This is a genomic window from Marinomonas communis, assembly GCF_004363305.1.
Taxonomy (GTDB): domain Bacteria; phylum Pseudomonadota; class Gammaproteobacteria; order Pseudomonadales; family Marinomonadaceae; genus Marinomonas; species Marinomonas communis.
In genome coordinates, this window is record NZ_SNZA01000004.1 from 287,861 (window position 1) to 313,275 (window position 25,415).

Sequence of the window (25,415 nt, forward strand, 5' to 3'; positions counted from 1 at the left end):
TAAATTTGTTGTGCTACTTAGCGCTTGTCGCATTTTTGTCATACACTCAAAATACTCTCAAATGAAACGGAGGCACTTCCTGATAAGAATATAAGTACACAGTGAATGGATTTTTATCTCTATATAGAGGAGAGAAGTACTATGGAAAAGATCTATGTGTTAGATACCAACGTTTTACTTCATGACCCAATGGCCATTTACGCCTTTGCGGAACACAAAGTCGTCATCCCTATGACGGTGCTCGAAGAGTTGGACGAGATAAAGGATCGTAGAGATAAAGACGTCAGCCGAGAAGCACGCCTAGCCATCAACATCATTGATAAAATCGTCGGGGATGCCAGCCCAAAAGAATTGCAAAATGGCGTTCCAATTCATTCCCCAGATTGCGAACAAATCAGTAAAGGCAATGGCACTCTGGCCATTTATCCAGACCAACAAATCACGCAACTGGACAATGTCCCCTTCTTAAATGGCAATCATAATCACGCCAACGACAATCGCATTATTAACGTTGCACTAAGTCTTCAAGCCACCAACCCAAGAGCCAGCGCCTGCCTTGTGACCAAAGACATCAACATGCGTATTAAAGCCAAAGGTTCAGGCTTAGAGCGCGTAGAAGATTATCGCAAAGACAAAGTGCTAGACGACGTTGACCTACTGAACAAAGGTTACGTCAGTGTTGAAGGACACTTCTGGGATAATATTTCCAATGTCTCTACAGAAACCCACGGCGTTCATACGGTCCATAAGATTTCCAAAGCAGAGCTTCCAGAAGAGCTTTATTTAAATATGTTCGTGATAGACGACGATGAGTTCAGTGGCTTTGTAGTGAATATTGATGACAACCACGTGTACTTACTCGATATTAATCGCTCAAGCTTAATGCACCAATCTTTCTGGGGCATCACTCCTCGTAATCTAGAACAAGCCATGGCGTTTTATCTTCTGCGTCACGACAACAGTGACATGATGATTATGACGGGGCCGGCAGGCTCTGGTAAGACACTGTTAGCGCTTGCTTATGGTCTTCATGTGACCATGGAAGAAAAACGCTTTAATAAAATTATCGTCGCGCGCTCTACACCGCCTTTAGCCGAAGACATTGGTTTCTTACCCGGAACCGAGGAAGAGAAAATGGCTCCTTGGCTGGCAGCTTTTGACGATAACCTTGAAATTCTGCACGGAAGCGATGAGCACGCCGTCAGCAGCATTGACTACGTCAAACAAAAAGCCAACATCCAGTTCAAATCCCTAAACTTTATGCGTGGCCGTTCATTCAATAACGCGTTAATCATTGTCGATGAGGCTCAAGGCCTAACGCAGTTTCAGTTGAAATCCATCGTCACTCGTGTGGGAGCGAACTCAAAAATCATCGTTTTGGGCAACCTTGCCCAAATTGATAATAAATACATCACCCCACTTACCTCAGGTTTAACCTATTTGGTAGAACGTTGTAAGGCCTTTAAATACACCAGTATCATGCATGTGAATGGCATCGAACGAAGCCGTTTGGCAGAATTTGCCGAAGAGAATTTATAAACTCTCATTGGGATCATCAAATCAACAGGCAACAAAAAGCGGCTAAAAAGCCGCTTTTTCATACCCTAAACACCGCTACTGTAAAGCTCACAACGACTAAATCATTAACCTAGTGTCGCTAGGATGTCTTTTAGTTTTGCAGACAACTCTTCGTTGACCAAAACACCTTGATCCGTATCGAAGTTGTCGTTAAATGAAGGCACGGACAAGCTACCTTTTAAATCCATTGCGAAGAAGCCCGCTGAGTTCACCGCGCCCGCCAACACGTTTCCAGCACCACCAGGTCCTGGAGACGTTGCCAATAAAACGGTTGGTTTGTTTTGGTATACCTTCATATCGATTCGAGACGCCCAGTCAAATAAGTTCTTGTACACTGCGGCATAAGAACCGTTGTGCTCGGCAAATGAAATCAGCACTGCATCCGCTGCACCAATTTTATCGAAGAACTGTTGAGCCAACGGATGCATACCGTTTTCCGTCTGGCGCTCGATACTGTAGAGCGGTAATTCGTAATCGTTTAGATCCAGCACTTCAACTTCAGCACCCGTATTTTGCGCCACGATGTTGGCTGCGTGAGTCACTAGTTGTTTGTTGATTGATGCTTTGTGGTTCGTTGCAGCAAAGGCTAATACTTTCACAGGTAATCCCTCAGATGTGTTGTAAAAATAGTTATTAACAATGGACCTTAAACATAGCACGCTTTTAAGGATCAAATATGGCAAAAGAAAACCAGATAGTTAATGGATTATTTACTTTAATGCAAAAGTAACCGCCGCACCCGCATGAATCTCAGTGGTATCAAACAACGGAGTATCTGTATCAGCCTGGGTGACCAGCATGCCAATTTCAGTGCATCCTAGTATCACCGCTTCAGCGCCCTGCTCTTTTAATGCTTCAATAATGCGTAAGTATTCTGCTTTTGAGGCATTCGTTGTAATGCCAACGCATAGCTCTTGGAAGATCACTCGGTGAATCAGAGCTCGATCTTCTGCTTTGGGTACCAATACTTCCAGATCGTGCTGCTCACTTAAACGGCCTTTATAAAAGTCTTGTTCCATAGTGAATGCGGTCCCCAGCAGCCCGACTCGTTTAACGCCTGCTTGCTTTAAAGCCTCACCGGTGGCATCTGCGATATGGATAAGTGGAATGGAAATCGCATCATCAATGTCCTCTGCCACTTTGTGCATGGTATTGGTACAAATTAGCAGACAGTCCGCTCCCGCTGCTTCGACTCCTTGGGCAGCTTGAGCCAGTATCTCTCCTGCCTTGCGCCAGTCTCCGCTTTGTTGGCAGGCTTCAATTTCAGCAAAATCCACACTATTCAGAACCAGCTTGGCAGAGTGAAGACCGCCTAGGGCTTCTTTCACACCCTCATTAATGGCCCGATAATATCCCTGTGTGCTTTCCCAGCTCATACCACCTAGTAATCCGATTGTTTTCATTCTGACTCCGTTTCTCCCATTAATTGTTCCACTTTGACCTTAGCTTTTTCTTTGACACCCTCATCGATTAAAGAAGCCACGGCAATCAAGGCACTGCTGATCAAACTGATGTCATCACTGTAACCGAAAAATGGCGTCAAGTCGGGGATCACATCAATCGGCGTGAGCAGATACCCCAACGCCCCATAGATTGCTGCTTTTTGTGCCAGGGTACAGTCCTTATGTTGGGTGGCGTAATAGAGGCTGAATACTTTCTCTAATCCCGCTCGTCCGATGCGATTAGCATAGCGTTTACATTTTTGCCAAAAGTTGAGCTCATCATATTTTACCGCATACTCTTGCGCTGCTTGCTCTAGAGAAATAGGTTCTTCGGCGATAAAGTCGCGATTCTTGTCCTTAGACTCTGCGCACTTTCGAAATTGAAATCGACTAAACTGCATAGCCACCTCCTATTTTTCGTTGATATATTCAGCCTGACATACTCTCTGTGAAAAGCCATAGATAAGCCTATCAATTCATAAATTAAGCCCGTTTTTTTCCTCATTTAACTCGGCATTAGAGTCCATTAAATCCGCCAAACCAAGCATGAAAATGGTATAATTTTCAGTCAATCAGAAGCCCCTAAGGACCCTCTTCCGCTTGGCTTTATTTTTTTCTTGGAAGGCCCGTCAATGATTCCAAACCAGCTAAATATTTTTAACACGGTGGTGAAAAACGGCAGTTTCTCCAGTGCAGCAAGATTACTGGGCGTGTCTTCGGCCGCCATCAGTAAATCCATTTCGCAGCTTGAGAAAAACTTAGAATTGCGACTTTTCCATCGTTCTACTCACTCCCTCACCTTGACCGAAGACGGTCAGGAACTCTACAAGCGCACCGGACATTTGATAGAGCAACTTGAGGATCAAATTCGTCTCAGTACCGACAAGCAAAAAGCCCCACATGGACGTTTGAAAGTGAATCTTCCGGACAGTTTTGGACGCATGTTTGTACTGCCGTTAGTGCCTGATTTTCTGAAGAAGTACCCTGATATTGAGTTGGACTTAAAGTTTGACGACCGTATGGGAGATCTCGTTAAAGAAGGAGCCGATGTTGGTATTGGTGTCTTAGGCAATATCGATAGTGCCCTGATTGCTAGGGAGTTTTACTCACTACAACCAGTACTGGTAGCCAGTCGTGAATACATCAATAAATATGGCGAACCTAGCTGCCCGCAAGATCTGCTACAACACAACTGCATTGCCTACCGTTCAGACACCACTGGAAGAAAGAAAATCTGGAATTTTCGAATCGACGGTGAGCAAATTCAAATGGAACCGGAAGGCAACCTGATCGTCAACAACCTCTCTGCTGCCATGACCGCCGTGGAGATGGGTGTCGGTATTGCCGCCGTTGGCGTCGGCAATTATGAAACATGTCTAGAGCAAGGTGGTTTTCGTCGTATTTTGAAAGACTACGAAGCCGATCCAATCCGCGTCATGATTTACTATTCTTCACGACATTATCTACCTGCCAAAACCCGTGTGTTTATTGATTACATGCTGGCGAATGTAAAAGACCAGTGTCCTCATGAACTCGAAGATATGATTCACAATCTATAACAAACAAAAGGGGGCTCCTAAATTGGAGCCCCCTTTTGCAAAGTCGTCACTATTCTTTTGACTAGGACTTCTTTCGTTCCAGAGCGGTCATGGCCATATAGAAAACCGGTGTAAACAATAAACCAAACACCGTAACACCAATCATGCCAGAGAATACAGCCACCCCCATCGCCTGACGCATTTCTGCACCTGCGCCGGTAGCCAACACCAATGGCACCACGCCTGCGGTAAACGCAATGGATGTCATAAGGATCGGACGCAAACGCAAACGACAGGCGGCCAGTATCGCTTCCAAGCGAGACTCACCCTGATGACGTTTATCACGCGCAAATTCAACCATCAGGATGGCATTTTTACTGGCTAAAGCAACCAGTACGATTAAAGCTACCCGAGTGAAAATGTTGTTGTCCCCTGAGGTTAACCATACACCCGCTAAAGCAGATAAAATGGTCATCGGTACAATCAAAATGATCGCAAGCGGCAGCGTGAGACTCTCGTACTGTGCTGCCAGCACCATAAACACAAGCAGTACCACCAATGGGAAGATATACACCATGGTATTACCTGCCAATATTTGTTGGTACGTCACTTCTGTCCATTCAAACGCCATGCCTTTATCAAGCTGCTCATTTAGAATTTTCTCAATGGCCGCCTGTGCCTGATCCGAGCTGTAACCGGGCGCTGGGTTACCATTTAACTCAGCAGTAGGGTAACCGTTGTAGTGCATCACACGATCCGGACCAATGGTTGGTTCCACAGTTAGAATCGAGCCCAACGGCACCATCGCTCCGGCATTATTGCGGACCTTTAAGCGCAAAATCTGCTCAGGGTCCACCCTATGTTCAGCTTCAGCTTGGGCATTTACCTGATAGGTTTTGCCAAATAGATTGAAATCGTTGACGTACGCTGAACCTAAATAGATCTGCAGCGTTTCAAATACCTGATCCAACGGAATGCCTTGCAATAAGGCCTGCTCGCGATCCACTTCAATGTCCATTTGCGGCACCTGAATACGAAAGCTTGAGAACACGCCAGTTAAGGCTGGATCTTGGTAAGCCGCATTCATTACTTTTTGCAGATTGGCAAACAAGGCATCAAAGCCTAAGCTGGCACGATCTTCGATCTGTAGTTTAAAGCCCCCAGTTGAACCAAGCCCCAAAATAGGCGGCGGAGGAAAGATCGCCACAAACGCCTCATCAATAGTGCTGAAGCGGCCATTCAATTGACCTGCAATGGCACCAGCAGACAATTCTGGCGCTTTACGCTCAGCAAACTCATCCAGTGTCACAAAGACAATGGCACTGTTTGAACTGTTGGTAAAACCATTCACAGAAAGGCCAGGGAATGACACGGTCTGCATGACACCAGGTGTCGCCAATGCGATTTGTTCCATTTCACGTACCACGGCTTCTGTTCGGTCTAAACTTGCCGCGTCTGGTAACTGAGCAATCGCAACCAAGTACTGCTTATCCTGAATCGGGATAAAGCCGCCTGGCACCTCATCGAATAATTTGAACGTGCCGCCAAGCAAGCCCACGTATACAACGCCAACCACCACACCTAAACGGATCAGTTTTTTCACACCTTTCTCGTACACTCGCCCACCACGATCAAATAGGCGGTTAAACGGTGTAAACAACCAACGACCAAATATGGCGTTCATCATACGTGTTAACGCATCGGGGTTGGCATCATGAGAGCGCAGCAAAATAGCGGATAACGCAGGCGATAAGGTTAGTGAGTTAAACGCAGAAATCAGCGTTGAAATCGTAATCGTTAGTGCGAACTGTTTATAAAACTGGCCACTTAAGCCCTGTATAAACGCCGTTGGAATAAACACCGCACACAACACTAAAGCAATGGCTATGATCGGTCCGGTGACCTCACTCATGGCTTGTCGAGTGGCAGCCACAGGCGACAAACCATTCTCGATATTACGCTCGACGTTTTCCACCACGACAATGGCATCATCCACCACGATACCGATGGCTAGAACCAAGCCAAACAAAGACAAGGTGTTGATTGAGACCCCAAGCCACTGCATGACGGCAAAAGTACCAACTAAGGAAACAGGCACGGCAATTAATGGAATGATCGAGGCGCGCCATGTTTGTAGGAATAGAATCACCACAATTACGACGAGGACAATCGCTTCCAGTAACGTATTGATCACCGCATCAATGGAACCACGTACAAAGACTGTTGGGTCGTAAGCGATTGCATAGTCTACCCCTTGAGGAAAACTCTGGGACAACTCTTCCATTTGCGCTCGAACTTGGTTCGACAACTCAATGGCATTCGAACCTGGTCGTTGAAAAATAGGAATGGCGACCGCAGTTTGGCCATTCAGAAGCGCACGAAGAGAATAGGAATCTTGCCCAAGCTCGATCCTAGCCACATCTTTTAGACGTGTGATAGCACCATTATCATTGACTTGAACGATGATGTTTTCAAATTCATCAATGCTTTCAAGGCGACCTTTCACATTCAATAAGATTTGGAATTCACTGTCGTTTGCAACGGGTTGAGCACCTAAACTGCCCGCAGCGACTTGCTGGTTTTGTTCCCTAACGGCCTGCACCACATCACTTGGAATCAAGTCACGGGAAGCTAAAGCATCAGGATCAAGCCATAAGCGCATGGAGTATTTACCACCACCGAACATCTGCACATCGCCCACGCCCGGCAAACGCGCCAAAGCGTCTTTGATATAAATATCTGCGTAGTTTGATAGATAGCTAATATCGCGATCACCCTCAGGCGAGAACAGGTGCACCACCATGGTTAAGTTAGGCGACGATTTCTCGGCGACCACTCCAAGTCGCTGCACTTCCTCGGGTAATCTTGGTAAAGCACTGGAGACACGGTTTTGCACTTGTACCTGAGCACGATCCAAGTCCGTTCCCAAAGCGAACGTCAGGGTTAGAGTCATGCGACCATCAGTCGTCGCTTGAGAAAACATGTACAGCATGTTTTCCACACCATTCATTTCTTGTTCCAGAGGCGCGGCAACGGTTTCAGCGATGACTTTAGGGTTAGCACCAGGATAGTTGGCCGTCACGACTACAGTCGGTGGGACAACTTCTGGGTATTCACTGACAGGCAACTGAAATAGGGAAATGCCGCCGCCGATCAGAATCAGCAAAGACAGCATCGCCGCAAAAATAGGTCGACTGATAAAAAAGTGACTGAATTTCATGTTAGAAAAGCTCTTGTTACGCCGATGGTTTAGCGGATGCTAAGGCCAACTCAGCCGTTTTAATCGACACATCCCTAGGAGCAATGGTCATACCTGGTCCAACGCGAGCTGGGCCGTTAACCGCGATGCGCTCATTAGGCTGTAAGCCAGATTCAATCACTCGTAAATCCCCTTCTCTGCGGCCTAGCTGTACTTGGCGGTATTCCAAAACATTGTCTTGATTTACAACCAGTACAAAACGATTCTCTAGATCGGTTCCGACGGCGCGGTCTGGGACTAAAATAGTTGGCTGGCTAGCCACTGCTTGCAGCTGGATACGTGCAAAGGCCCCAGGGCGAAGCGCGTCACTGTCTGACTTAAACAAAGCTCGAACACGCAGCGTACCGCTCTCAACATTGATCTGGTTATCAATGAAGTCTAGGTAGCCCTGATACTCCGTCTGAGCTTGACCAGACAGCATCATCGTTGCTTTGGTTTGACCGTCGGCTTTGACTTGAGAGAAAGCACTGTTCCAAGTGCGCTCGTCCACATCAAAGTACGCATACAACGAGTCTGTCGCGACTAACGTCGTTAGCACACTTTGACCCGCTTGAACGTTGTTACCTGCTGTGATGAAAGCATTGGAAACTTGCCCATCAATCGGCGCACGTACTTCGGTAAACTGCAGGTTTAAAAGAGCCGCTTCCAATGCAGCCTGCACGGAGGCAAGTTCGGCACGACGTTGCTGTGCAAGGGAAACTCTCGACTCCGCTTGCTCCGCTGACATCGCGTTACGGCCTTGTAAGCTTTTGGCGCGATCTGCTTCGGATTGCGCTTGGCTTAAAGCCGCTTGCGCGCGATTCAACTCTGCGGTCAAGCGAGCAACTTCAGCTGAAAAGGGTCGCGGATCGATTTTGAACAATAGGTCACCACGTTTAACGCGACTCCCTTCTTTAAACGACACCGCATCAATGACACCTGACACACGCGGACGTAAATCCACCTGCTGGGGCGATTCTAGACGTGTGGTAAAGGTGTACTCAGGACTGTATTGGGCATAGACCACTTTTGCCACATCAACAGGCTGAGCTGGGGGCTGCGTTGCAACCGTTGAATCCGCCTCAGCCGTGCAGCCAACTAAGACAGTTGCTAAAAACAAGACAGAAAAAATTCGCAAAGACATGTACCTAACTCCCGTTGGTCACGATAGCTTCAAAAGAAAGTCGGCAAGTATCTACGAATGGCTTTTAACTCTGTAGCTAGCACCAAGTTGAATTGGTTTAAACCTAAAGTTAAAAGGAAAGTTAGCCAAAAGTGCTTGACCAGTTGGTCAGCCAATAACATAAAAAAATGGCGCTATCTCCAAGAGACAACGCCATTCAAGGTTGAGCAGATAACAGTCACACTATCCTGCCCCGGAGGTTTGATACATCAACTACTGCTGACTTGGGAAAGCAAACTGCGCCGCTTCATGGGAAGCGCGTTTCGGCCAACGTTGGCTAATGGCTTTCTTGCGAGTATAGAAACGCACGCCATCAGGACCGTAAGCATGCAGGTCACCGAACAAAGAACGTTTCCAACCACCAAAACTGTGAGAAGCTACCGGTACAGGAAGAGGTACGTTAACACCCACCATGCCGGCTTCCACTTCGTCGCAGAACAGTTCGGCCGCTTCACCATCACGAGTAAAGATACAAGTACCGTTGCCGTACTCATGTTCATTGATCAGAGCGATACCTTCTTCAAGGCTGTTCACGCGCACCACACAAAGCACTGGGCCAAAGATTTCTTCTTTGTAAATGCTCATGTCCGTGGTCACATTGTCGAATAGACAACCGCCAATAAAGTAGCCGTTTTCATGACCTTCTACTTTTAAACTGCGGCCATCAACCAACAAGTTAGCGCCACTTGCTACGCCTTCATTGACGTATTGCGTCACTTTCTCGAAGTGTTCTTTCGAAATCAGTGGCCCCATTTCAACACCCTCTTGAGTGTAGGCACCGACGCGTAACTCATGGATTTGAGGAGTTAGTTTGGCAATCAAACGATCAGCGGTTTCATCACCCACACACACGGCAACAGAAATGGCCATACAACGCTCACCACAAGAACCAAACGCCGCGCCCATCAATGCGCTGACAGCACCGTCCAACTCTGCATCTGGCATGACAATCGCGTGGTTTTTCGCACCACCTAGCGCTTGCACACGCTTACCGTTCGCTGTGCCTTGTGAGTAGATGTATTCCGCTACTGGCGTGGAGCCAACGAAGCTCATCGCTTTTACTTGTGGTGCTTGAATCAAAGCATCCACCACATCTTTGCCACCGTTGACGACACTCATCACCCCTTTTGGTAGACCCGCTTCGTCTAGCAACTTAGCGATGTAAAGAGTAGAACTTGGATTCTTCTCAGAAGGTTTTAAGATGAAACAGTTACCACACACAATCGCCAGCGGATACATCCACAGTGGCACCATCGCAGGGAAGTTAAATGGCGTGATACCTGCGACAATACCGACTGGTTTGCTGTCGCTCCAGGCGTTAATGCCTGGGCCTGTTGTGCTGGAGTATTCACCTTTCAAAAACTCTGGCGCACCACAAGCGTACTCTACGTTTTCGATACCACGCTGTAGTTCACCCAGCGCATCCGGCACGGTTTTACCATGTTCTTCGCTGATCATTTTAGCGATGGTGTCTTTATTGGCTTCTAACAGCTCTTTAAAACGGTACATCACACGAGCACGTTTTAGCGGCGGCGTTTTCTTCCAAGCGGGTAATGCGGCTTCTGCTGCGCGAATAGCTTGTTGTACTGTTTCTTGGTTACCCATTTCCATTAGGCACGTTACGGCACCAGTTGCAGGGTTAAAAACTTCAATTGTTTCGTTGCTGTGGCTAACCATTTCGCCGGCAATCAAATGCGTTACTGTTTCCATTGTGTTCAATACCTTTTCTTAACTCGTCAAAAATCAAATGTGTAAAACTTAATCCAAAGACTGCAATGTCTCGTGAACAGCGCTAAACAAGCGCTCTAAATCCTCTGCTTGGGCATTGAACGTTGGCCCAAATTGCAACGTGTCACCGCCAGCACGAACGTAGAAACCTTTGTCCCACAATGCCAACATCGCTTGGTAAGGACGGGCTGTTGGATCACCGTCTTTAGGCTGGATCTGCAATGCCCCCGCCAAACCGCAGTTGCGAATATCGACTATGTGCTTGGTGCCCTTGAGCGCATGAAGCTTGTCTTCGAAAATCGGTGCAAGTTCAGCTGATTGTGGAATCAAGTGATCGCGCTCTAAAAGATCCAGTGTTGCTAACGCTGCCGCACAGGCCACTGGGTGCGCTGAGTAGGTGTAACCATGAGCAAATTCAATGGCATGTCCTGCTAGATCTTGCTCCATAAAGGTTTGGTAAATCTCTTTAGAGGCAATCACCGCCCCCATAGGGATCGCACCGTTGGTAATCTGCTTAGCAGTGTTCATAATGTCCGGCGTGACACCAAAGAACTCAGCACCGGTCCATTTACCCATACGACCAAACGCCGTAATAACTTCATCAAAAATCAGCAAGATATCGTGCTGGTCACAGATTTCACGTAGACGCTGTAAGTAGCCTACAGGCGGTACAATCACACCAGCCGAACCAGACATTGGTTCAACGATAATCGCGGCGATGTTCGATGCATCATGCAATTCGATCAGCTTCAGAAACTCATTCGCTAGCGCCACACCACCGGTTTGTGCCATGCCTTTTGTAAAAGCAAGCTCTGGCTGTAGTGTGTGGGGAATATGATCGGCATCGAACAGCTGACCAAATGTTTTACGGTTACCGTTAATGCCACCTAGGCTAGTACCGCCAATGTTTACCCCATGGTAGCCGCGAGCACGACCAATCAGCTTGGTTTTGCTTGGCTTACCCTTGGCACGCCAGTACGCACGCGCAAGCTTCAACGAAGTGTCCGCACTTTCAGAGCCGGAGCCAGTGAAGATCACGTGATCAAGGCCTGCTGGGGTTTTGGCAACAATGCGCTCAGCCAATTTAAAAGACAGCTCATGACCGAATTGGAACGCAGGCGAGTAATCTAATGTGCCTAATTGCTCAGCGACAGCTTTTTGAATTTCAGCGCGAGAGTGACCGGCACCACAGGTCCATAGACCAGATAAAGAGTCGTAGATATCACGGCCATCTTTGTCTTTAAACCATGAGCCTGAAGCCTGCGTGATGATACGAGGCGTCTGATGAAATTGACGGTTAGCCGAGAACGGCATCCAGTGTGCGCTAAGGTCAGCCGACTCACCATTTGAAAATTGAAACAGACTCATTGTGAAACACTCCGTAAGTTGGTATGGCTATTTTTTCTCACGGATTTAAGTTAAGTTAAATACAAACTTACTACACTCAGGTTAAGCAAATGCAAAACAAAAAGAAGCGCGCCATCATTAATCAAATTACCGATTTTGATATCAAGCTGATTCGTTTGTTTAAAACTGTGATTGAGTGTGGCAGTTATACCGCAGCAGAATCGATTTTAGGCATCACCAAGTCAGCTATTTCTATTCAAATGAGTGACTTAGAAAAGCGCTTAGATATGAAACTCTGCCATCGAGGCAGAGGTGGCATTACTCTTACTGAGGAAGGTGAGGCGGTGCTCAATCTGGCGGAAGTGCTCTTGGCATCGATAGAGCAATTCCGCAGTGATGTGAATCAGATCAACAATGATCTACGTGGCGATTTAAACATCGCGTTGGTAAATAACCTCGTCACACAACCGCATATGCGGATCACACATGCGCTGAAGGATGTGCGTGCTTTGAGTGATAAAATTAACATCAACATTACCATGTCCACACCGAGCGACATTGAGAAAGGCGTGATCGATGGTCGCTTTCACGTAGGAGCAGTGCCTTCTACCAATAAAGTGTCTGGGCTTGAGTATCGACCCCTTTACACCGAGCGTTACTATTTATTTTGTAGCGACCAACACCCATTGTTCATGCAACCGCAACCTGACCAGTCCACTTTGAACCACAGCAACACAGTGGTAACCAGTCACCGCATGACCCCAAATGCCATCGCAATGCATCAAAAGTTGAACTGCTGTGCAACGGCATCAGATCACGAAGGTATCGCTTTCTTGATACTCACAGGGACTTACATCGGCTTTTTGCCAGAGCACTACGCAGAATATTGGGTATCTAAAGGTCGTATGAAAGCCTTACTGCCCCAGCAATACTATTTCGAGTCAGAAATTAACCTCACCACAAAACGTGGTGCTCAGTTTAACCAAATATTAAATCAGTTCTTAGAATGTGTTGGCGCAGACTAATGGCTGGTTTGTAATAGCCAGCTAATAAAATTGATCAAACGCAAAATCAGCAAACAAGATGCAAATCAATAACGAGAATGATTTGCATAAAAACCAATCCTAATGTTTAATGGCGCCGTTTTTTAGTTTTCACACGCCAATAGGATTAGGATCATATGAAAACCTTTGCTCTAGCCGCCCTAAGTGCCGCCTTGATAAGTGGTGCTGCACAAGCCGAAATGACCACTATCAAGGATGTTTTAGGCCGTTCCGTCGACATTGATGTTCCAGCTCAACGTGTGGTCTTAGGTTTCTATGCCGAGGACTATATGGCCATCGGTACAGAGCAAGCCTTTGACAACGTAGTCGGTATCTCCCGTGATACATGGGAAGCATGGCGCCCAGCGAGCTGGAAGCTTTACACAGACTACCGCCCTTCCCTAAAAGACATCCCAGACGTGGGTGAAATCGAATCGCAAACCTTCTCTGTGGAAAAAGTACTCAGCCTCAATCCTGATGTCGTACTGCTGGCTGATTGGCAGTACAAAGGCCTAGGTATGGACGTTGATACACTGGAAGATGCAGGCATTCCAATCGTTGTGGTGGATTACAATGCGCAAACTCTTGAGCGCCATTTACAAAGTACACACATCATCGGTGAACTAACTGGCCAAGAAGCTCGAGCAGATAAAATCGCTGACGAGTACGAAACTCTGGTCACGAATATCCACACTAAGATTGCAGACGCGGGATTGAAGAAACCACGCACTTATATCGAATTCGGTAACCAAGGCCCAAGTGAGTACTCATTTACCTACGGTAAAAACATGTGGGGTGCCATGGTCTCTAGCGCAGGTGGCGATAACATCGCTGCACCGTTTGTGGAATGGTGGGGGCCGATTAACCCTGAACAAGTGATTGCCTCTAACCCCGAAGTGATCTTTATCGCAGGTACCGAAAGCGGTAAAAAATCAGACGCTATGGTGATGGGCCAAGGCATTGATCGTAAGGTTGCGCTACAGCGTCTTGCAGGCTTTACCAAACGCCCTGGTTGGGAAGACCTAAGTGCTGTTAAGTCTCAGCGCGTATACGGTATTTATCAAGGTGCTTCACGTACCATTCTTGACGGTAGCATGCTGCAATTTATCGCCAAAGCTCAATACCCAGAGCTGTTTGCCGACCTAACGCCTGAACAAAACTACCTAGATTTCTACCAGCGTTACCTACCTGTGACGCCTTCAGGAACATTTGCTGTCAGCCTGACGAAATAAGCCCTGTTCACAGCATTTTCCTAACACTCGATAGTGTCTAGTCTTTGACGCTATCGAGTGTTCCATCAAAAATTTCTGATGAGGTTAAGAATGTCCAAAATACTTTCTCTGTTGTGTCTGACGCTGCTCTCTTCTTTCGCCTCTGCCAAAGATTGGCAAATCCAAATGTTAAACTACGGTGACGCCGGTTCCATGGTATTTGAACCCAGCTACGTCCATGCTCAAGTCGGTGATACCGTCACCTTTGTACCAACCCAATCGGGTCATAATGCCAAATCCTACGTGGTTCCTGAGCAAGCCAAACAGTGGACTAGCCCGCTCAATGAGACCTACACGTTACCCCTTTCGCAAGAAGGGATTCACCTGTATTACTGCCCGCCACATTTGATGATGGGTATGATTGGGGTTATTCAAGTTGGAAACGCGAGTAATATCGACGTCATTGAACAAAAGTACCCACGCTTACGCTCTAAAATTGCACTATCGTCAGAGCGTGCTGATGCCATCGTTGCACAGATTAAAAATTAAGCGTTTCACTACTTAAACCACATCGACTTTATCGTTAGAATGAGCCCCAAACATTCCAGTGAAACAGAGAGTACGAGATGAAATACTTGGTAAAGTTGATTCGCAATCTTTTAGGCGGTCTTATTGTATTGGTCGATGTGGTAACGCGTGGGAGCAAAAAGAAACGTCCTGAGGCAGAACAATTAGCGGTCAACGAAGCGGCTAAAGACCTAACTTTATACCAATTCACAGCTTGCCCGTTTTGCACTAAAACTCGACGCGCCATGTACAAGCTCAACCTTCCTATTGAGAAGCGCAGTGCTTCTGAAGGCTCTCCTTACCGTGAAGAATTGCAAGCTGGCGGCGGTCAAGTAAAAGTCCCTTGCTTACGTATTTCAGAAAACGGCAACGTCCAGTGGATGTATGATTCTAAAGAAATCATTCGTTATCTTGAAAGCCGCTTTGCCTAACGATCTACTTACTTATGAAACGCTTTACTAAGCGGACCTTGGTGCAAACATAATAATGGCCATCCCCAGCACAGCGACTAAAGATCCAACAACATCCCATGTGCTGGGGCGAATACCATCCACCAACCAAAGCCACATCACCGCACTAAAAATGTAGACGCCACCGTAGGCCGCATAAACACGCCCTGAGGCCGTTGGATGAAGCGTTAACAACCAAGCGAAGGCCATCAGACTCAACGCAGCAGGCAACAACAGCCAAATGCTTTTCCCTTCACGCAGCCATAAGTAAGGCAAATAACACCCTACTATTTCGGCCAACGCTGTGATCAAAAATAACCCTAATGTTTTCAATTCAGGCATGTGACTCATCCTTTAAGTGTGTAGCCTCTATTATCGCTTGAAGTATTTTCAGAGCAAAAAAATGCCCCACGAAAATCGTGAGGCACTTTTATAGCTCAATAAAGATGAACAATTACTGCTGAACAGACTTCGCTAGCTCAGTAATCTCGTCCCATTTACCTGCTTTTACTAGGTCAGTCGGTACGATCCAAGAACCACCCACACATAGCACGCTGTCTAGGGCTAGATAGTCTTTAAAGTTTTTCTCATTGATGCCACCTGTTGGGCAAAAACGGATTTGCGGCAGTGGGCCTGAGAATGCTTTAAGGGCTTTCACACCACCATTCACTTCCGCTGGGAAGAATTTGAAATGGTCGTAGCCGTATTCAAGGCCTAGCAAAATATCAGAAATCGTCGCCACAGCGGGTAGATAAGGAATATCGTATTCTTTGCCTACTTTTAACAGATCAGGCGTTAACCCTGGGCTGATAATAAACTGAGAACCCGCTTCAACGGCTTGAATGTATTGCTCACGTGAACAAACCGTTCCAGCACCAACAATCGCTTCTGGTACTTCCTTACGAAGAGCAGTAATCGCTTCCAACGCTGCTTCCGTACGAAGTGTTACCTCAAGAACTGGAACGCCACCTGCAACCAACGCTTTACCTAGGTTTACCGCTTGTTCTACATCGTCTACAACAATCACTGGAACAACTGGTGTGGCAGTCATGACTTGAGCTGCTGTGTAAGTCGTCATAGGTAAATCCCCTTTTGCTTAATAGTCGTGCCAATTACGGCCATCTTTAATTGGTAATGCCATGGACGCAGCTGGCCCCCAAGAGCCTGATGCGTACTCTTTTGGACGCTCGCTGGTTTGGTTCCAAGCGGCCATGATGCCATCTACCCATTTCCAAGCCGCTTCTACTTCGTCGTAGCGCATGAACAACGTTGCATCATCGCGCATTACATCAAGCAACAGACGCTCGTAAGCTTCTGGACTACGTTTATTTTGGAAGGCTTCACTCAAACTTAGGTTCAAGTCTACTGGCTGAAGGTTCATACCTTCACCGGCACCCGGTACTTTATTCATAACCGTTAGCGAGATTTTCTCTTCTGGCTGAAGACGAATGATCAATTGGTTACGCTGTAGCTGACGGTTACTTTCATCATTAAAGATGCTGTGTGGAATCGCTTTGTATTGAATCACGATTTCAGAGTAACGCTGACCTAGACGCTTACCGGTACGAAGGTAGAACGGAACACCGGCCCAACGCCAGTTATCAATATCAGCTCGAAGCGCCACGAATGTCTCTGTACGAGATTCAGGGTTTGAGCCTTCTTCGTCAAAGTAGCCTTTTACTTCTTTGCCGTTAATCATGCCTTTCGCATACTGACCGCGTACGGTTTTCGTGTAAGCGTTGGCACCTTCGATCGGACGCAGAGCTTTCAATACTTTGATTTTTTCATCACGTACTGAGTCAGCATCGTTACGACCCGGAGGCTCCATCGCCACCAAACATAGCAATTGCACAAGGTGGTTCTGAACCATGTCACGTAGCGCACCTGCTTTGTCGTAGTAGCCCCAACGGCCCTCTACGCCTACGGTTTCTGACACAGTGATCTGCACGTTGTCGATGTGCGCACTTGACCAAAGCGGTTCAAACAGCGTGTTACCGAAGCGTATCGCCAATAGGTTTTGTACTGTTTCTTTACCAAGGTAATGGTCGATACGGAAAATTTGCTTCTCGCCGAAGTTCTGCGTCACTTCATCGTTAATCGCACGGGAAGACGTCAAATCACGACCAAGAGGCTTCTCAAGTACCACACGCATACGCTCTTCATTTAAGCCATGGTTGGCTAAAGAAGAACAGATAGAACCAAACAAGTCTGGTGAAGTTGCTAGGTAAAACACCACATCTTTGTCGTCAGAGCCTACACCGTGATCGTTGAAACGAGCAAAGTCTGACTCTTGTTGAGCGTCTACAGAAACATAGCTCAAACGCTCTTTGAAACGTGGCCAAGTTTTCTCATCGCCAATACTTTTCGGTACGAATTCGTCTAGCGCTTCACGAACCTTTGCTTGGTAATCTTCAGCACTCATATCACGACGTGATGCGCCGATGATGCGAGTATTCTTCGCCAGCAGACCGTCTTGGTCCAAATGATAGAGAGCTGGAAGAAGCTTGCGCATGGCCAAGTCGCCACCGCCACCAAAAATCACCACATCACAGGCTTTTAAACTTGCCTTCATCATTTTCTCTCCGGTTCAGTTAGGCTTGATTGACAAGATACGATGCGTAGTTAGCACATCCCATCAGCCCAGGGTATTCAGACATTACAACAAAGGTAGGAATAGGTGATACAAACGCTTTCATACGACCTTTGTCTTGCATCGCGTCGCGGAACGCGCTGCCTTTAATTTGTTCAAGATAACGCGGCACAATGCCCCCAGCGATGTAAACACCACCACGTGTTTCAACAGATAGGACAAGATCCCCTGTCACACGTCCAAGGAAGGTAAAAAACTGATCCAATGTGGCCTCTGCCAGTGGATCATTACCTGCTTCAATCGCGGCGCCAATTTCTGGTGCTGTTAAACGCTTTTCAATGCCTTGGCGGTGGGCCAAAGCTTCATAAATATTTTCCAGTCCCATGCCTGACAGTACACGCTCCGCTGAGACACGTTTATGACGCTCTCGTAAAAAGCGCAAAATATAATCTTCTTGGTCATTGCACGTGGCTAGATCAACGTGACCACCTTCACCAGGCAAGACAATGTTGGCACCATTATCTTGTGGTACGACACACGCCACTCCCAATCCGGTTCCAGCACCCAGCACCCATGAAGCGGCCTTCGGGTCGATCTCAGAAGGCTCACCAATTTGGATCAGCTCTTCCTTCGGGATGACCTCTAGACTGTGACCAATCGCATCAAAGTCATTAAGTAAGGCGATTTTCTTGTCGTGACCGAAATGGTCTTGGATCTCTTGGCGAGTGAAGTGCCAAGGATTGTTTGAGAAACGGATAACGTCTTGGTTAACCGGGCCAGCAATCGCTAGCACAATGGCATCGATAGAATCGAAGTTTACACTACATTGATCAACATAAGCGGACACAGCATCAAAAAACGACTGGTACTCTTTGCAAGAATAAACACTTACTTCTTGCGGCAGATATTGGTTGATGGGCACTAAGGCAAAACGTGCGTTCGTCCCTCCCAAATCTGCGATCAAAGCATGAGACATAGTAAACCTCTTTGGAGTTTTAATTTTTTTGAAATTTTACAACGAAAAAGCGTGTAAAAACACCAGAAAACAAAAATAATCCCGCCGCAAGTGTAATTTAATTACATATCAGCGAATTTTATTCAGAAATTTGAAGACTTTCGTAGGAACAGATCGCTTGCGATTGTTTTTGTAGTTATAGAGGCGTTCGTCCGCTAATTTCAGCAGATGTTTATAACTGGTCGGTGCGTCAGATAAAACGCTTGCTCCGCCGTAGCTGACGGTAATGGGAACTAAGTTGTTTTTGTAGCGCAGTGGGTTCGATTGTAAATAATCATGAATCGACTCAGCAATACTCATTGCTTGATCATAGCTCTTGCCCGGCATCACAAACACAAACTCATCTCCCGCAAAGCGGAACGCTAAACCTTGTTTATACACATGCTTCAAAAGACGTTTCGCTATGTATTCTAGCACTTCGTCGCCACAATTGTGGCCTAAAGTATCGTTGATCGACTTAAATGCATCACAATCTAGAAAAACGGCGGTTAAATCGCGGTTTTGCCCCTTACAACGGGCAAATTCACGCTCTAGCATTAACTCGAGTTGGCGTCGATTTAACAATCCCGTTAATGGATCTCGGGTAGCTAGGTATTCTAGCTTCTCCCTTGCGGTCACGTTACTTAGGCAAATAGAGATTTTGATTGAGAGCTGATCCAGTAAAAAGGTGTCCTTTGCACTAGGATCGTAACGAGCGGGATCTTGATCGGCCTGACAAAACAATCCGACTAACTCACCATCAATTGTTAAAGGAGAGACTGCCACCGAGCCAATGATGGAACGGTAAGCTTGAGGAATAACTTCCCAATAGCGGCCAATATCTTGATTCACTAACACGGTCTTGTTGCCAACACCAATGGCATCGATCATGGCACTGCGTCGGGTGAACAGCACTCTGTCTTTTAGGCCGGCAGTTTTTTCTAAAGTTTCCACCAAATGTGATAGCGGTGCTTCGTTGATCAAGTTGACCCATACAAACGGCACATTGAACTGCTTTTGCACTTCTTTCGTCAGTGTCGATACAAATTGATCGCAACGCCCAATAGACAAAATGCAGCGTTCGATGTCGAAAAACTTCATCGCAATCTGCTCATTATGTCTAACGTTCTCGATCAGCTCATCAATAGTATGCATCCAACCAACCTAATCAGTGTCTCAGCGTGAGGCGTCTTGCCAGATAAACACGATCCTTTTGCATGTGTCTAGTTTTTGCGCAATGTGTTTCGATATTCAATACTCTTATAAACGTTCTGTCTATGAAAAACTTTAGCTTAATTTGCTGACTTTATTAAAGTTTCTTATAAAAAGCCGATAACCACTCTAACAGTCAGATGTGAACATTATGAATATTAGAGACGTTTTAGAGACCCAATTAACCCATGAGGTGAAAGCTGGTGGCCGAGTTTCCGGTAACGCCAACTTTGCGCTGTTCATGAGTCTCTTTACTCAACCAGGCCCTAGTATTCGTAATCAAGAAGATACTCTGAGCAAGCATGAGCCTCATGCCGTCACTCGCCCCATTCAATTCTCAGGTAACATCGGAGCCAACCCGACTGCAAATTTAGCCCTGTTAAAAGCACTCAGTCACGAGCCTCTCGCTCAAGGTAACCTCGCAGCCTACGATGCCGTTGCGGCGGTTGATAACCTGATCTCTACACAAGCCTAACCAACAGACTCACCACATACGGCAAAGATTTGACTCCAAGCTCGGCCGTGTTCCCTCGATGCCCGAAGATACGCCTGCCAAGCACTGTCAGAGTTTTGATAATCAAATTGATGGATAAAGGCGCGCCATTCAGGGCTATTTATTGGACTCTGTACGCCCAAAGAATGGATCAAAGGTAAAACCTGATAAGCCACTTTATTGATACGCGCCATGTAAGGTTGCAGCACCTTAATATAATGAGCTTCAAACTGCTGCTTTAAAAAGTTCAGTGGCGGGCCACAAACTGCTTGGCTCTGGCTCAGCGGCGCTAGAGCTTGTGTGATCTGGTCAAGATAATCATGCAAATGCACCACACTAAATAGCAATTTCCCTAAATACTCACTTTCATAAATAGCCTTCATGTCGGCTTCAATATCTGCACTACGAATGTTGGGCACATCTTGTAAGTGAGTTTGGATTTGATTTAGGTGCTGTAAAGCGGCAATCAGTGCCTGATATTGAGAAGACTCTGGAGACAAGGGTAAATAGCCATTGGCCAAACTGAAAAACGTTTGCGTCTCTTCCCCAGCCCACAACACATTTGAAAACGTCAGCGGTAACTCATTTTGCTTAGTTTGCGCCACATCTAAGAGCTTGGTACGTAACTCCATATCATCGATTTCACAGGTACGTATCGCCCGAATGATGTCTAGCTCATAAATAAAGCGCTGGCTTGTGGCCATGACACGGCCCAGTATACTATTGCGCTGTCCGGCCACCGCACCAACATCACATTGCTGTAATGACAAAAACTCTAATAAGCCTACATCAAACTGACTCAGCGCTAGCTGTCGATCTCTTAAGGCTGGCAAAGGTAGCATAGAACTCGTGGAGCCCAATTCGATCTGAACAAACTCAGATCGATTCAAATCCTTGACGTAGTTTTCTAATAAACCTTCTGGCGCAAAACGGCGGTCGCAACTAACGAGCAGAACCCCTAGAAGCAGTAATACCACTGATTTACGAGAGAGCAGTAACCTCATGATGAATACTCTACTAATTCAAAAGCGTGAAGAGATTTCAGAAACACGTGTTGCAAAAATGGTGTTTCCGAGCACAACCAACCACTATGACACTTTATTTGGCGGTGAAGCTTTAAAATGGATGGACGAAGTGGCTTACATTGCAGCGACCCGTTTCGCCCGTAAACAAGTTGTTACGATCTCAACGGAGCAAGTGGATTTCAAACGCCCTATCCCTTCAGGCATTCTAGTCGAACTTGTTGCGCGTGTAATTCACGTCGGCCGCACTTCATTAAAAGTGGAAGTAAACATTTTCCTAGAAGAGCTTTACAGTGATAAGCGTGAGAAAGCCATCACAGGCGTTTTCAACTTTGTCGCCATTGATGAAAACAAACGTCCAACGCCTATTTTTGAAGGTAACGATTAGTTCGAACTTTCGAATTTTTCGTTCTAATCCGAAGAAATGCGGCCCAACGTCGCTAATCTTTCGGAGACATCCGACGTGGCTGATCAACCGGCTCTAAGACAACATCTGAGTGCAGGAATTCAGCTGCGGCGGCGGAACCTTCTACCTTAACAGCACTGCGCTCAAGCATTTCCGCTTCATAGGTATTAAGTACTGCTTGTCGAAGCCCTTTGTTGCGCCAAACGTCTTCAGACCAACAGCCATTAGTAATTTCTCGTGCCAAAGATAAGGCATCCAAAATCGCTTGGTTAGCGCCTTGACCTTTAAACGGTGTCATCGGATGTGCGCCATCGCCAATTAACGTTGCTTTGGAGCTATTAGCAAAGTGCTCAGGCGTTAGCAGTTCACGATCATAAACGGGGTAACCGGATACCAGCTCAGCTGGCGTAGCGGCTAATATCTCAGGGATTGGAGAATGCCAAGGTAAGCGTCGAATCGCCTCCGCTTTGAGGGCATCAGAACCTTGTTCACTGAGCGCTTTGGCCTCATCATCGTCCATACGGAAACTGAGCTGCCACATAACGGACTCGGCATTAAACGGCATCATATAGATACGGTCATTACCATTGGCTGTTTGGAACACGGTGGCACCGTCCAACAGTTCTGACTCTAAGTCTCCCAATAAAGATAGTGGGCAAATTCCCAAGACCACCATGCAATTCAGTGAGCGCAATGGCGTCACCTCATCGCCTATGATGCTCTGGCGCACGACACTACGGATACCATCAGCACCAACCACTAAGTCTGCCTCAGCGTATTTTTGTTCACCGTTTACCAAAAAAGTCAGCTGCACCTTATCCGATCTAATTTGATCAAACGAGACCAATTGGTGCCCCCAATGTACCTCTTCAGAACCGCCTAACTGTTCCATCATCTGAAAACGCAAAGACTGGCGAGCAATATGAATATTGGAACGCTTCGGGATCGCACTCGGTTGCCCTTCAAGCCAGCGCCGCATTCCCCATTCAGCAACGACTTTACCTTCAGTGTTGTGCACCATGTGTCTTGTCGAGACAACACCTTCCTCTAGCTCGGTAATACCTAATCCGGAAATAGCGCGACTGGCTTGTTGTAGGGTTAAGCCATACCCTTGCGATCGAGCATCAAAGCTGATGTCACGCTCGTAGAGCGTAAAAGGAATGCCGCGATGCTTACAGGCAACCGCTAAAGCCATACCGCCAATGCCTGCGCCAATAATAGCCACTTTAGGAAGACTTTCATTTACAGGGAGCGCCTCATCCGACAACACTATTCCCAAGCCAGAACAACTGGCACACATTTCTAAATGACCTTTGGGCTTCACCGGCTCTGGATGCTTCGAACTGTCATTCCTAAACGCCTCTAATGCCTTTTGGTACTCTAGGCGAACCTTCTTACGAATACGGCGGCTTCTTTTGCCCCGTCCCAAACAGTCACTGCACATCACCCAAAATTTGGTTTGCTTATCTAAGTTACTCAACTCTAACTGCCCAATATCCAGATCATTTCATTAAACGCCTTAGCGTACCTCTTAAGCTTTATTAATAGAATGTGGTGAATCATGCTTTATCGCTCATGCATGGCTTTTACGGTGTCAGTTAACCAATCCATAAACACCACTACTCGTTTTGGCAGTAAACGCCTCGAAGGATACAACATAGAAATGGGCATAGAGGCTGGACGAAACTCTGGTAACACTTCAACAAGCTCACCACGGTCCAGCTCGTCTTGAACTCCGTGTTGTGGGATTTGAACGATCCCTAGCCCTTTTAAACAGCAGGCTCGATAAGCATCCGTATTGGTCACTGTTATGGACGTCGGCATGGAAATAAACTGAACACATTCTTCATTAACATACTCAAAACCACGAGGTACATCACTGCCACCTGGTAAATACTCAATCAATTTATGCTGCGATAAATCATCCAGTGTTTCTGGTACACCAAACTGATCTCGATAGGAGGCACTGACGCAATTCAACATTTTAAATTGCCCTAATGGCCGCGCCACTAGAGCACTGTCCGTCAGCTGTCCCGCACGAATTAAGCAATCAATACCATCTTTGATTGGATCAACTCTCTGATCGCTGGTTTGAACCTGTAAATCGATCAAAGGGTATTTATCTAAAAATTCAGGTAAACGCGGCAATACCACCGACATAAAAAAGCGGTTAGCCATGTCTACTTTTAAAACGCCACGTATGACCTCGTTTTCCGTTTGAAATTGATTTTCTAAGCAATCCAATTCATTCAGAATACGCAGGCACTCTGGATAATAGCTTTGCCCAGCAGAAGAAAGTGTTACCCGTCTGGTACTGCGGTGAAAAAGGCGAACACCTAAGCGTTTCTCCAAACGCTGAACCGAGCTTGAAATGGCAGATTTGGGTATATTTAACCGCTCAGCACTCTCGGTAAAACTCCCTGTCTCAGCCACCACAATAAAACGCCGCATGGCTTCAAGTGTATCCATAGCATCTCACCAATTGTTCACATTGTACGAACAGTTAAATCAAATTTAACATGTTTATCAAGAACAAATTGATCTCTATTCTGAACACATCATTCAACGGAAAAGAGATTAAAGAAATGAATAAATTAGCTTTAATTACTGGGGGTAGCCGAGGTATCGGAAGAGACTGTGCATTAGCACTGGCTAAAAATGGCATCGACATTGTGATTACCTATAACAGCCAATTTGATACGGCTCAAACTGTCGTGACTGAACTCAGAGAGCTTGGAGTAAAAGCATCAATGCTACAGTTAGACACCACTCAAACAGACAGCTTCCCTATGTTTGTGGATCAATTGAAATCGGAACTGGCTTCTTACTTTAACCGCAACTCACTGGACTACTTATTGAACAATGCAGGTACTGGGTTAGGCAGCAGTATTGAAGCCACCACTGAAGTCGAATTCGACACCATGTACCAAATACATTTAAAGGGCCCTTTTTTCTTAACCCAAGCTCTACTACCTTATATGGTTGAAGGTGGTTCCATTCTCAACGTTTCATCAGGCTTAACACGCTTCTCTTTACCAGGTAGCAGCGCTTACGCGATTATGAAAGGTGGCGTCGAAGTGATGAGTCGATACTTTGCCAAGGAATTTAGCCAGCGACAAATCACTGTCAATACGATCGCCCCTGGCGCCATTGCGACGGACTTTAGAGGTGGCGCTGTTAGAGATAACCCTGAGTACCACAAGATGGTATCCAACATCACTTCTCTTGGCCGTCCCGGCCTGCCTGAAGACATTAGTGCAGTTGTTGCATTCCTGTTAAGTGATCAAGCCCATTGGATTACCGGGCAAAGAATCGAAGCCTCTGGCGGAATGTTTTTGTAACTGAGACGGTATTTAAATCAGGCTGATCGAATT

General features: G+C 46.5%; 24 protein-coding genes. 9 read left to right on the plus strand and 15 right to left on the minus strand.

The genetic code is table 11. The annotated features are described in order from the left end of the window. Positions 1 to 141 precede the first annotated feature (141 nt). Positions 142 to 1,539, plus strand: coding sequence for a PhoH family protein (locus C8D85_RS12965; protein ID WP_133563392.1), 1,398 nt, complete (start codon positions 142 to 144; stop codon positions 1,537 to 1,539). A 104-nt stretch (positions 1,540 to 1,643) separates the two neighbouring features. On the opposite strand, the gene C8D85_RS12970 is transcribed toward C8D85_RS12965, so the two are convergent. The 3 genes from C8D85_RS12970 to C8D85_RS12980 form a co-directional block, all read right to left on the minus strand. Next, positions 1,644 to 2,177 (minus strand): NADPH-dependent FMN reductase, encoded by a 534-nt coding sequence (locus C8D85_RS12970; protein WP_133563394.1) that lies wholly within the window; start codon positions 2,175 to 2,177, stop codon positions 1,644 to 1,646. Between the two features lie 111 nt (positions 2,178 to 2,288). Beyond that, a complete protein-coding gene (locus tag C8D85_RS12975) occupies positions 2,289 to 2,981 on the minus strand; it encodes an aspartate/glutamate racemase family protein (protein ID WP_133563396.1) in 693 nt (230 codons plus the stop codon). Continuing rightward, positions 2,978 to 3,421: a YkvA family protein gene (locus tag C8D85_RS12980; protein ID WP_133563398.1), complete on the minus strand. Its 444-nt coding sequence runs from the start codon at positions 3,419 to 3,421 to the stop codon at positions 2,978 to 2,980. The genes C8D85_RS12975 and C8D85_RS12980 overlap by 4 nt, the downstream gene beginning before the upstream one ends. Positions 3,422 to 3,652: 231 nt before the next feature. Here C8D85_RS12980 and C8D85_RS12985 point away from each other — a divergent pair, with 231 nt between their 5' ends. Then, positions 3,653 to 4,579: a LysR family transcriptional regulator gene (locus tag C8D85_RS12985; RefSeq protein WP_055463829.1), complete on the plus strand. Its 927-nt coding sequence runs from the start codon at positions 3,653 to 3,655 to the stop codon at positions 4,577 to 4,579. A gap of 61 nt (positions 4,580 to 4,640) precedes the next feature. Here C8D85_RS12985 and C8D85_RS12990 read toward each other — a convergent pair whose 3' ends face one another. From C8D85_RS12990 to aptA, 4 genes are all read right to left on the minus strand, one after another. Beyond that, a complete protein-coding gene (locus tag C8D85_RS12990; RefSeq protein WP_133563400.1) occupies positions 4,641 to 7,778 on the minus strand; it encodes an efflux RND transporter permease subunit in 3,138 nt (1,045 codons plus the stop codon). Positions 7,779 to 7,794: 16 nt separating this feature from the next. Continuing rightward, entirely contained in the window at positions 7,795 to 8,940 is a 1,146-nt protein-coding gene (locus C8D85_RS12995) for an efflux RND transporter periplasmic adaptor subunit (RefSeq protein ID WP_133563402.1), read from the minus strand. Between the two features lie 252 nt (positions 8,941 to 9,192). After that, complete coding sequence (locus tag C8D85_RS13000; RefSeq protein ID WP_133563404.1) at positions 9,193 to 10,689, minus strand: CoA-acylating methylmalonate-semialdehyde dehydrogenase; 1,497 nt, start codon at positions 10,687 to 10,689, stop codon at positions 9,193 to 9,195. A 48-nt stretch (positions 10,690 to 10,737) separates the two neighbouring features. After that, the gene (gene aptA / locus C8D85_RS13005; RefSeq protein WP_133563406.1) at positions 10,738 to 12,075 is read right to left on the minus strand and encodes an omega-aminotransferase AptA; all 1,338 of its coding nucleotides are present in this window, start codon (positions 12,073 to 12,075) and stop codon (positions 10,738 to 10,740) included. A gap of 89 nt (positions 12,076 to 12,164) precedes the next feature. On the opposite strand from aptA, the gene C8D85_RS13010 reads away from it, so the two are divergent. From C8D85_RS13010 to C8D85_RS13025, 4 genes are all read left to right on the plus strand, one after another. Further along, on the plus strand, positions 12,165 to 13,079 hold the full coding sequence (locus C8D85_RS13010; protein WP_133563408.1) for a LysR family transcriptional regulator: 915 nt from the start codon (positions 12,165 to 12,167) through the stop codon (positions 13,077 to 13,079). 155 nt (positions 13,080 to 13,234) lie between these two features. After that, a complete protein-coding gene (locus C8D85_RS13015) occupies positions 13,235 to 14,329 on the plus strand; it encodes an ABC transporter substrate-binding protein (RefSeq protein WP_133563410.1) in 1,095 nt (364 codons plus the stop codon). Positions 14,330 to 14,419: 90 nt separating this feature from the next. Beyond that, entirely contained in the window at positions 14,420 to 14,857 is a 438-nt protein-coding gene (locus C8D85_RS13020) for a pseudoazurin (protein ID WP_133563412.1), read from the plus strand. A 77-nt stretch (positions 14,858 to 14,934) separates the two neighbouring features. Next, positions 14,935 to 15,306, plus strand: coding sequence for a glutathione S-transferase N-terminal domain-containing protein (locus C8D85_RS13025; protein ID WP_133563414.1), 372 nt, complete (start codon positions 14,935 to 14,937; stop codon positions 15,304 to 15,306). A gap of 27 nt (positions 15,307 to 15,333) precedes the next feature. On the opposite strand, the gene C8D85_RS13030 is transcribed toward C8D85_RS13025, so the two are convergent. From C8D85_RS13030 to C8D85_RS13050, 5 genes are all read right to left on the minus strand, one after another. Then, positions 15,334 to 15,666 (minus strand): YnfA family protein, encoded by a 333-nt coding sequence (locus tag C8D85_RS13030; protein WP_133563416.1) that lies wholly within the window; start codon positions 15,664 to 15,666, stop codon positions 15,334 to 15,336. A 112-nt stretch (positions 15,667 to 15,778) separates the two neighbouring features. Beyond that, positions 15,779 to 16,402, minus strand: a complete 624-nt coding sequence (locus C8D85_RS13035) for a bifunctional 4-hydroxy-2-oxoglutarate aldolase/2-dehydro-3-deoxy-phosphogluconate aldolase (protein WP_133563418.1) — start codon at positions 16,400 to 16,402, stop codon at positions 15,779 to 15,781. An 18-nt stretch (positions 16,403 to 16,420) separates the two neighbouring features. After that, a complete protein-coding gene (gene zwf, locus C8D85_RS13040; RefSeq protein WP_133563681.1) occupies positions 16,421 to 17,896 on the minus strand; it encodes a glucose-6-phosphate dehydrogenase in 1,476 nt (491 codons plus the stop codon). Positions 17,897 to 17,915: 19 nt separating this feature from the next. After that, positions 17,916 to 18,890 carry a glucokinase gene (gene glk / locus C8D85_RS13045; RefSeq protein ID WP_133563420.1) on the minus strand — a complete coding sequence of 325 codons (975 nt, stop codon included), beginning with the start codon at positions 18,888 to 18,890 and terminating at the stop codon, positions 17,916 to 17,918. A 108-nt stretch (positions 18,891 to 18,998) separates the two neighbouring features. Next, the gene (locus C8D85_RS13050) at positions 18,999 to 20,063 is read right to left on the minus strand and encodes a diguanylate cyclase (RefSeq protein ID WP_133563422.1); all 1,065 of its coding nucleotides are present in this window, start codon (positions 20,061 to 20,063) and stop codon (positions 18,999 to 19,001) included. A gap of 208 nt (positions 20,064 to 20,271) precedes the next feature. Between C8D85_RS13050 and C8D85_RS13055 the strand changes: the two genes are divergently transcribed. Continuing rightward, positions 20,272 to 20,595, plus strand: coding sequence for a hypothetical protein (locus C8D85_RS13055; protein WP_133563424.1), 324 nt, complete (start codon positions 20,272 to 20,274; stop codon positions 20,593 to 20,595). Here C8D85_RS13055 and C8D85_RS13060 read toward each other — a convergent pair. Then, the gene (locus tag C8D85_RS13060) at positions 20,592 to 21,617 is read right to left on the minus strand and encodes a DUF3080 family protein (RefSeq protein ID WP_133563426.1); all 1,026 of its coding nucleotides are present in this window, start codon (positions 21,615 to 21,617) and stop codon (positions 20,592 to 20,594) included. The two genes, C8D85_RS13055 and C8D85_RS13060, sit on opposite strands and share 4 nt — an antisense overlap. On the opposite strand from C8D85_RS13060, the gene C8D85_RS13065 reads away from it, so the two are divergent. After that, complete coding sequence (locus C8D85_RS13065) at positions 21,616 to 22,023, plus strand: acyl-CoA thioesterase (RefSeq protein WP_228189829.1); 408 nt, start codon at positions 21,616 to 21,618, stop codon at positions 22,021 to 22,023. The two genes, C8D85_RS13060 and C8D85_RS13065, sit on opposite strands and share 2 nt — an antisense overlap. Before the next feature lie 52 nt (positions 22,024 to 22,075). Here the strand turns inward: C8D85_RS13065 and C8D85_RS13070 are convergent, their stop codons facing one another. Further along, the gene (locus C8D85_RS13070) at positions 22,076 to 23,521 is read right to left on the minus strand and encodes an FAD-dependent oxidoreductase (RefSeq protein ID WP_244937015.1); all 1,446 of its coding nucleotides are present in this window, start codon (positions 23,519 to 23,521) and stop codon (positions 22,076 to 22,078) included. Positions 23,522 to 23,607: 86 nt separating this feature from the next. Then, positions 23,608 to 24,510, minus strand: coding sequence for a LysR family transcriptional regulator (locus C8D85_RS13075; RefSeq protein WP_133563428.1), 903 nt, complete (start codon positions 24,508 to 24,510; stop codon positions 23,608 to 23,610). Between the two features lie 116 nt (positions 24,511 to 24,626). Here C8D85_RS13075 and C8D85_RS13080 point away from each other — a divergent pair, with 116 nt between their 5' ends. Then, entirely contained in the window at positions 24,627 to 25,382 is a 756-nt protein-coding gene (locus tag C8D85_RS13080) for an SDR family NAD(P)-dependent oxidoreductase (RefSeq protein ID WP_133563430.1), read from the plus strand. The last annotated feature ends 33 nt before the right edge of the window (positions 25,383 to 25,415 follow it).

Bases quoted from the DNA above. Each gene is read 5' to 3' on its own strand.
- C8D85_RS13055 (WP_133563424.1), top strand. From the start codon at position 20,272: ATGAATATTAGAGACGTTTTAGAGACCCAATTAACCCATGAGGTGAAA.
- C8D85_RS13025 (WP_133563414.1), top strand. From the start codon at position 14,935: ATGAAATACTTGGTAAAGTTGATTCGCAATCTTTTAGGCGGTCTTATT.
- zwf (WP_133563681.1), bottom strand. From the start codon at position 17,896: ATGAAGGCAAGTTTAAAAGCCTGTGATGTGGTGATTTTTGGTGGCGGT.
- aptA (WP_133563406.1), bottom strand. From the start codon at position 12,075: ATGAGTCTGTTTCAATTTTCAAATGGTGAGTCGGCTGACCTTAGCGCA.
- C8D85_RS13060 (WP_133563426.1), bottom strand. From the start codon at position 21,617: ATGAGGTTACTGCTCTCTCGTAAATCAGTGGTATTACTGCTTCTAGGG.
- C8D85_RS13015 (WP_133563410.1), top strand. From the start codon at position 13,235: ATGAAAACCTTTGCTCTAGCCGCCCTAAGTGCCGCCTTGATAAGTGGT.
- C8D85_RS13065 (WP_228189829.1), top strand. From the start codon at position 21,616: ATGATGAATACTCTACTAATTCAAAAGCGTGAAGAGATTTCAGAAACA.
- C8D85_RS13030 (WP_133563416.1), bottom strand. From the start codon at position 15,666: ATGCCTGAATTGAAAACATTAGGGTTATTTTTGATCACAGCGTTGGCC.
- C8D85_RS13075 (WP_133563428.1), bottom strand. From the start codon at position 24,510: ATGGATACACTTGAAGCCATGCGGCGTTTTATTGTGGTGGCTGAGACA.
- C8D85_RS13050 (WP_133563422.1), bottom strand. From the start codon at position 20,063: ATGCATACTATTGATGAGCTGATCGAGAACGTTAGACATAATGAGCAG.
- C8D85_RS12975 (WP_133563396.1), bottom strand. From the start codon at position 2,981: ATGAAAACAATCGGATTACTAGGTGGTATGAGCTGGGAAAGCACACAG.
- glk (WP_133563420.1), bottom strand. From the start codon at position 18,890: ATGTCTCATGCTTTGATCGCAGATTTGGGAGGGACGAACGCACGTTTT.
- C8D85_RS12990 (WP_133563400.1), bottom strand. From the start codon at position 7,778: ATGAAATTCAGTCACTTTTTTATCAGTCGACCTATTTTTGCGGCGATG.
- C8D85_RS13000 (WP_133563404.1), bottom strand. From the start codon at position 10,689: ATGGAAACAGTAACGCATTTGATTGCCGGCGAAATGGTTAGCCACAGC.
- C8D85_RS12980 (WP_133563398.1), bottom strand. From the start codon at position 3,421: ATGCAGTTTAGTCGATTTCAATTTCGAAAGTGCGCAGAGTCTAAGGAC.
- C8D85_RS13080 (WP_133563430.1), top strand. From the start codon at position 24,627: ATGAATAAATTAGCTTTAATTACTGGGGGTAGCCGAGGTATCGGAAGA.
- C8D85_RS13020 (WP_133563412.1), top strand. From the start codon at position 14,420: ATGTCCAAAATACTTTCTCTGTTGTGTCTGACGCTGCTCTCTTCTTTC.
- C8D85_RS12995 (WP_133563402.1), bottom strand. From the start codon at position 8,940: ATGTCTTTGCGAATTTTTTCTGTCTTGTTTTTAGCAACTGTCTTAGTT.
- C8D85_RS13035 (WP_133563418.1), bottom strand. From the start codon at position 16,402: ATGACGACTTACACAGCAGCTCAAGTCATGACTGCCACACCAGTTGTT.
- C8D85_RS12965 (WP_133563392.1), top strand. From the start codon at position 142: ATGGAAAAGATCTATGTGTTAGATACCAACGTTTTACTTCATGACCCA.
- C8D85_RS13010 (WP_133563408.1), top strand. From the start codon at position 12,165: ATGCAAAACAAAAAGAAGCGCGCCATCATTAATCAAATTACCGATTTT.
- C8D85_RS12985 (WP_055463829.1), top strand. From the start codon at position 3,653: ATGATTCCAAACCAGCTAAATATTTTTAACACGGTGGTGAAAAACGGC.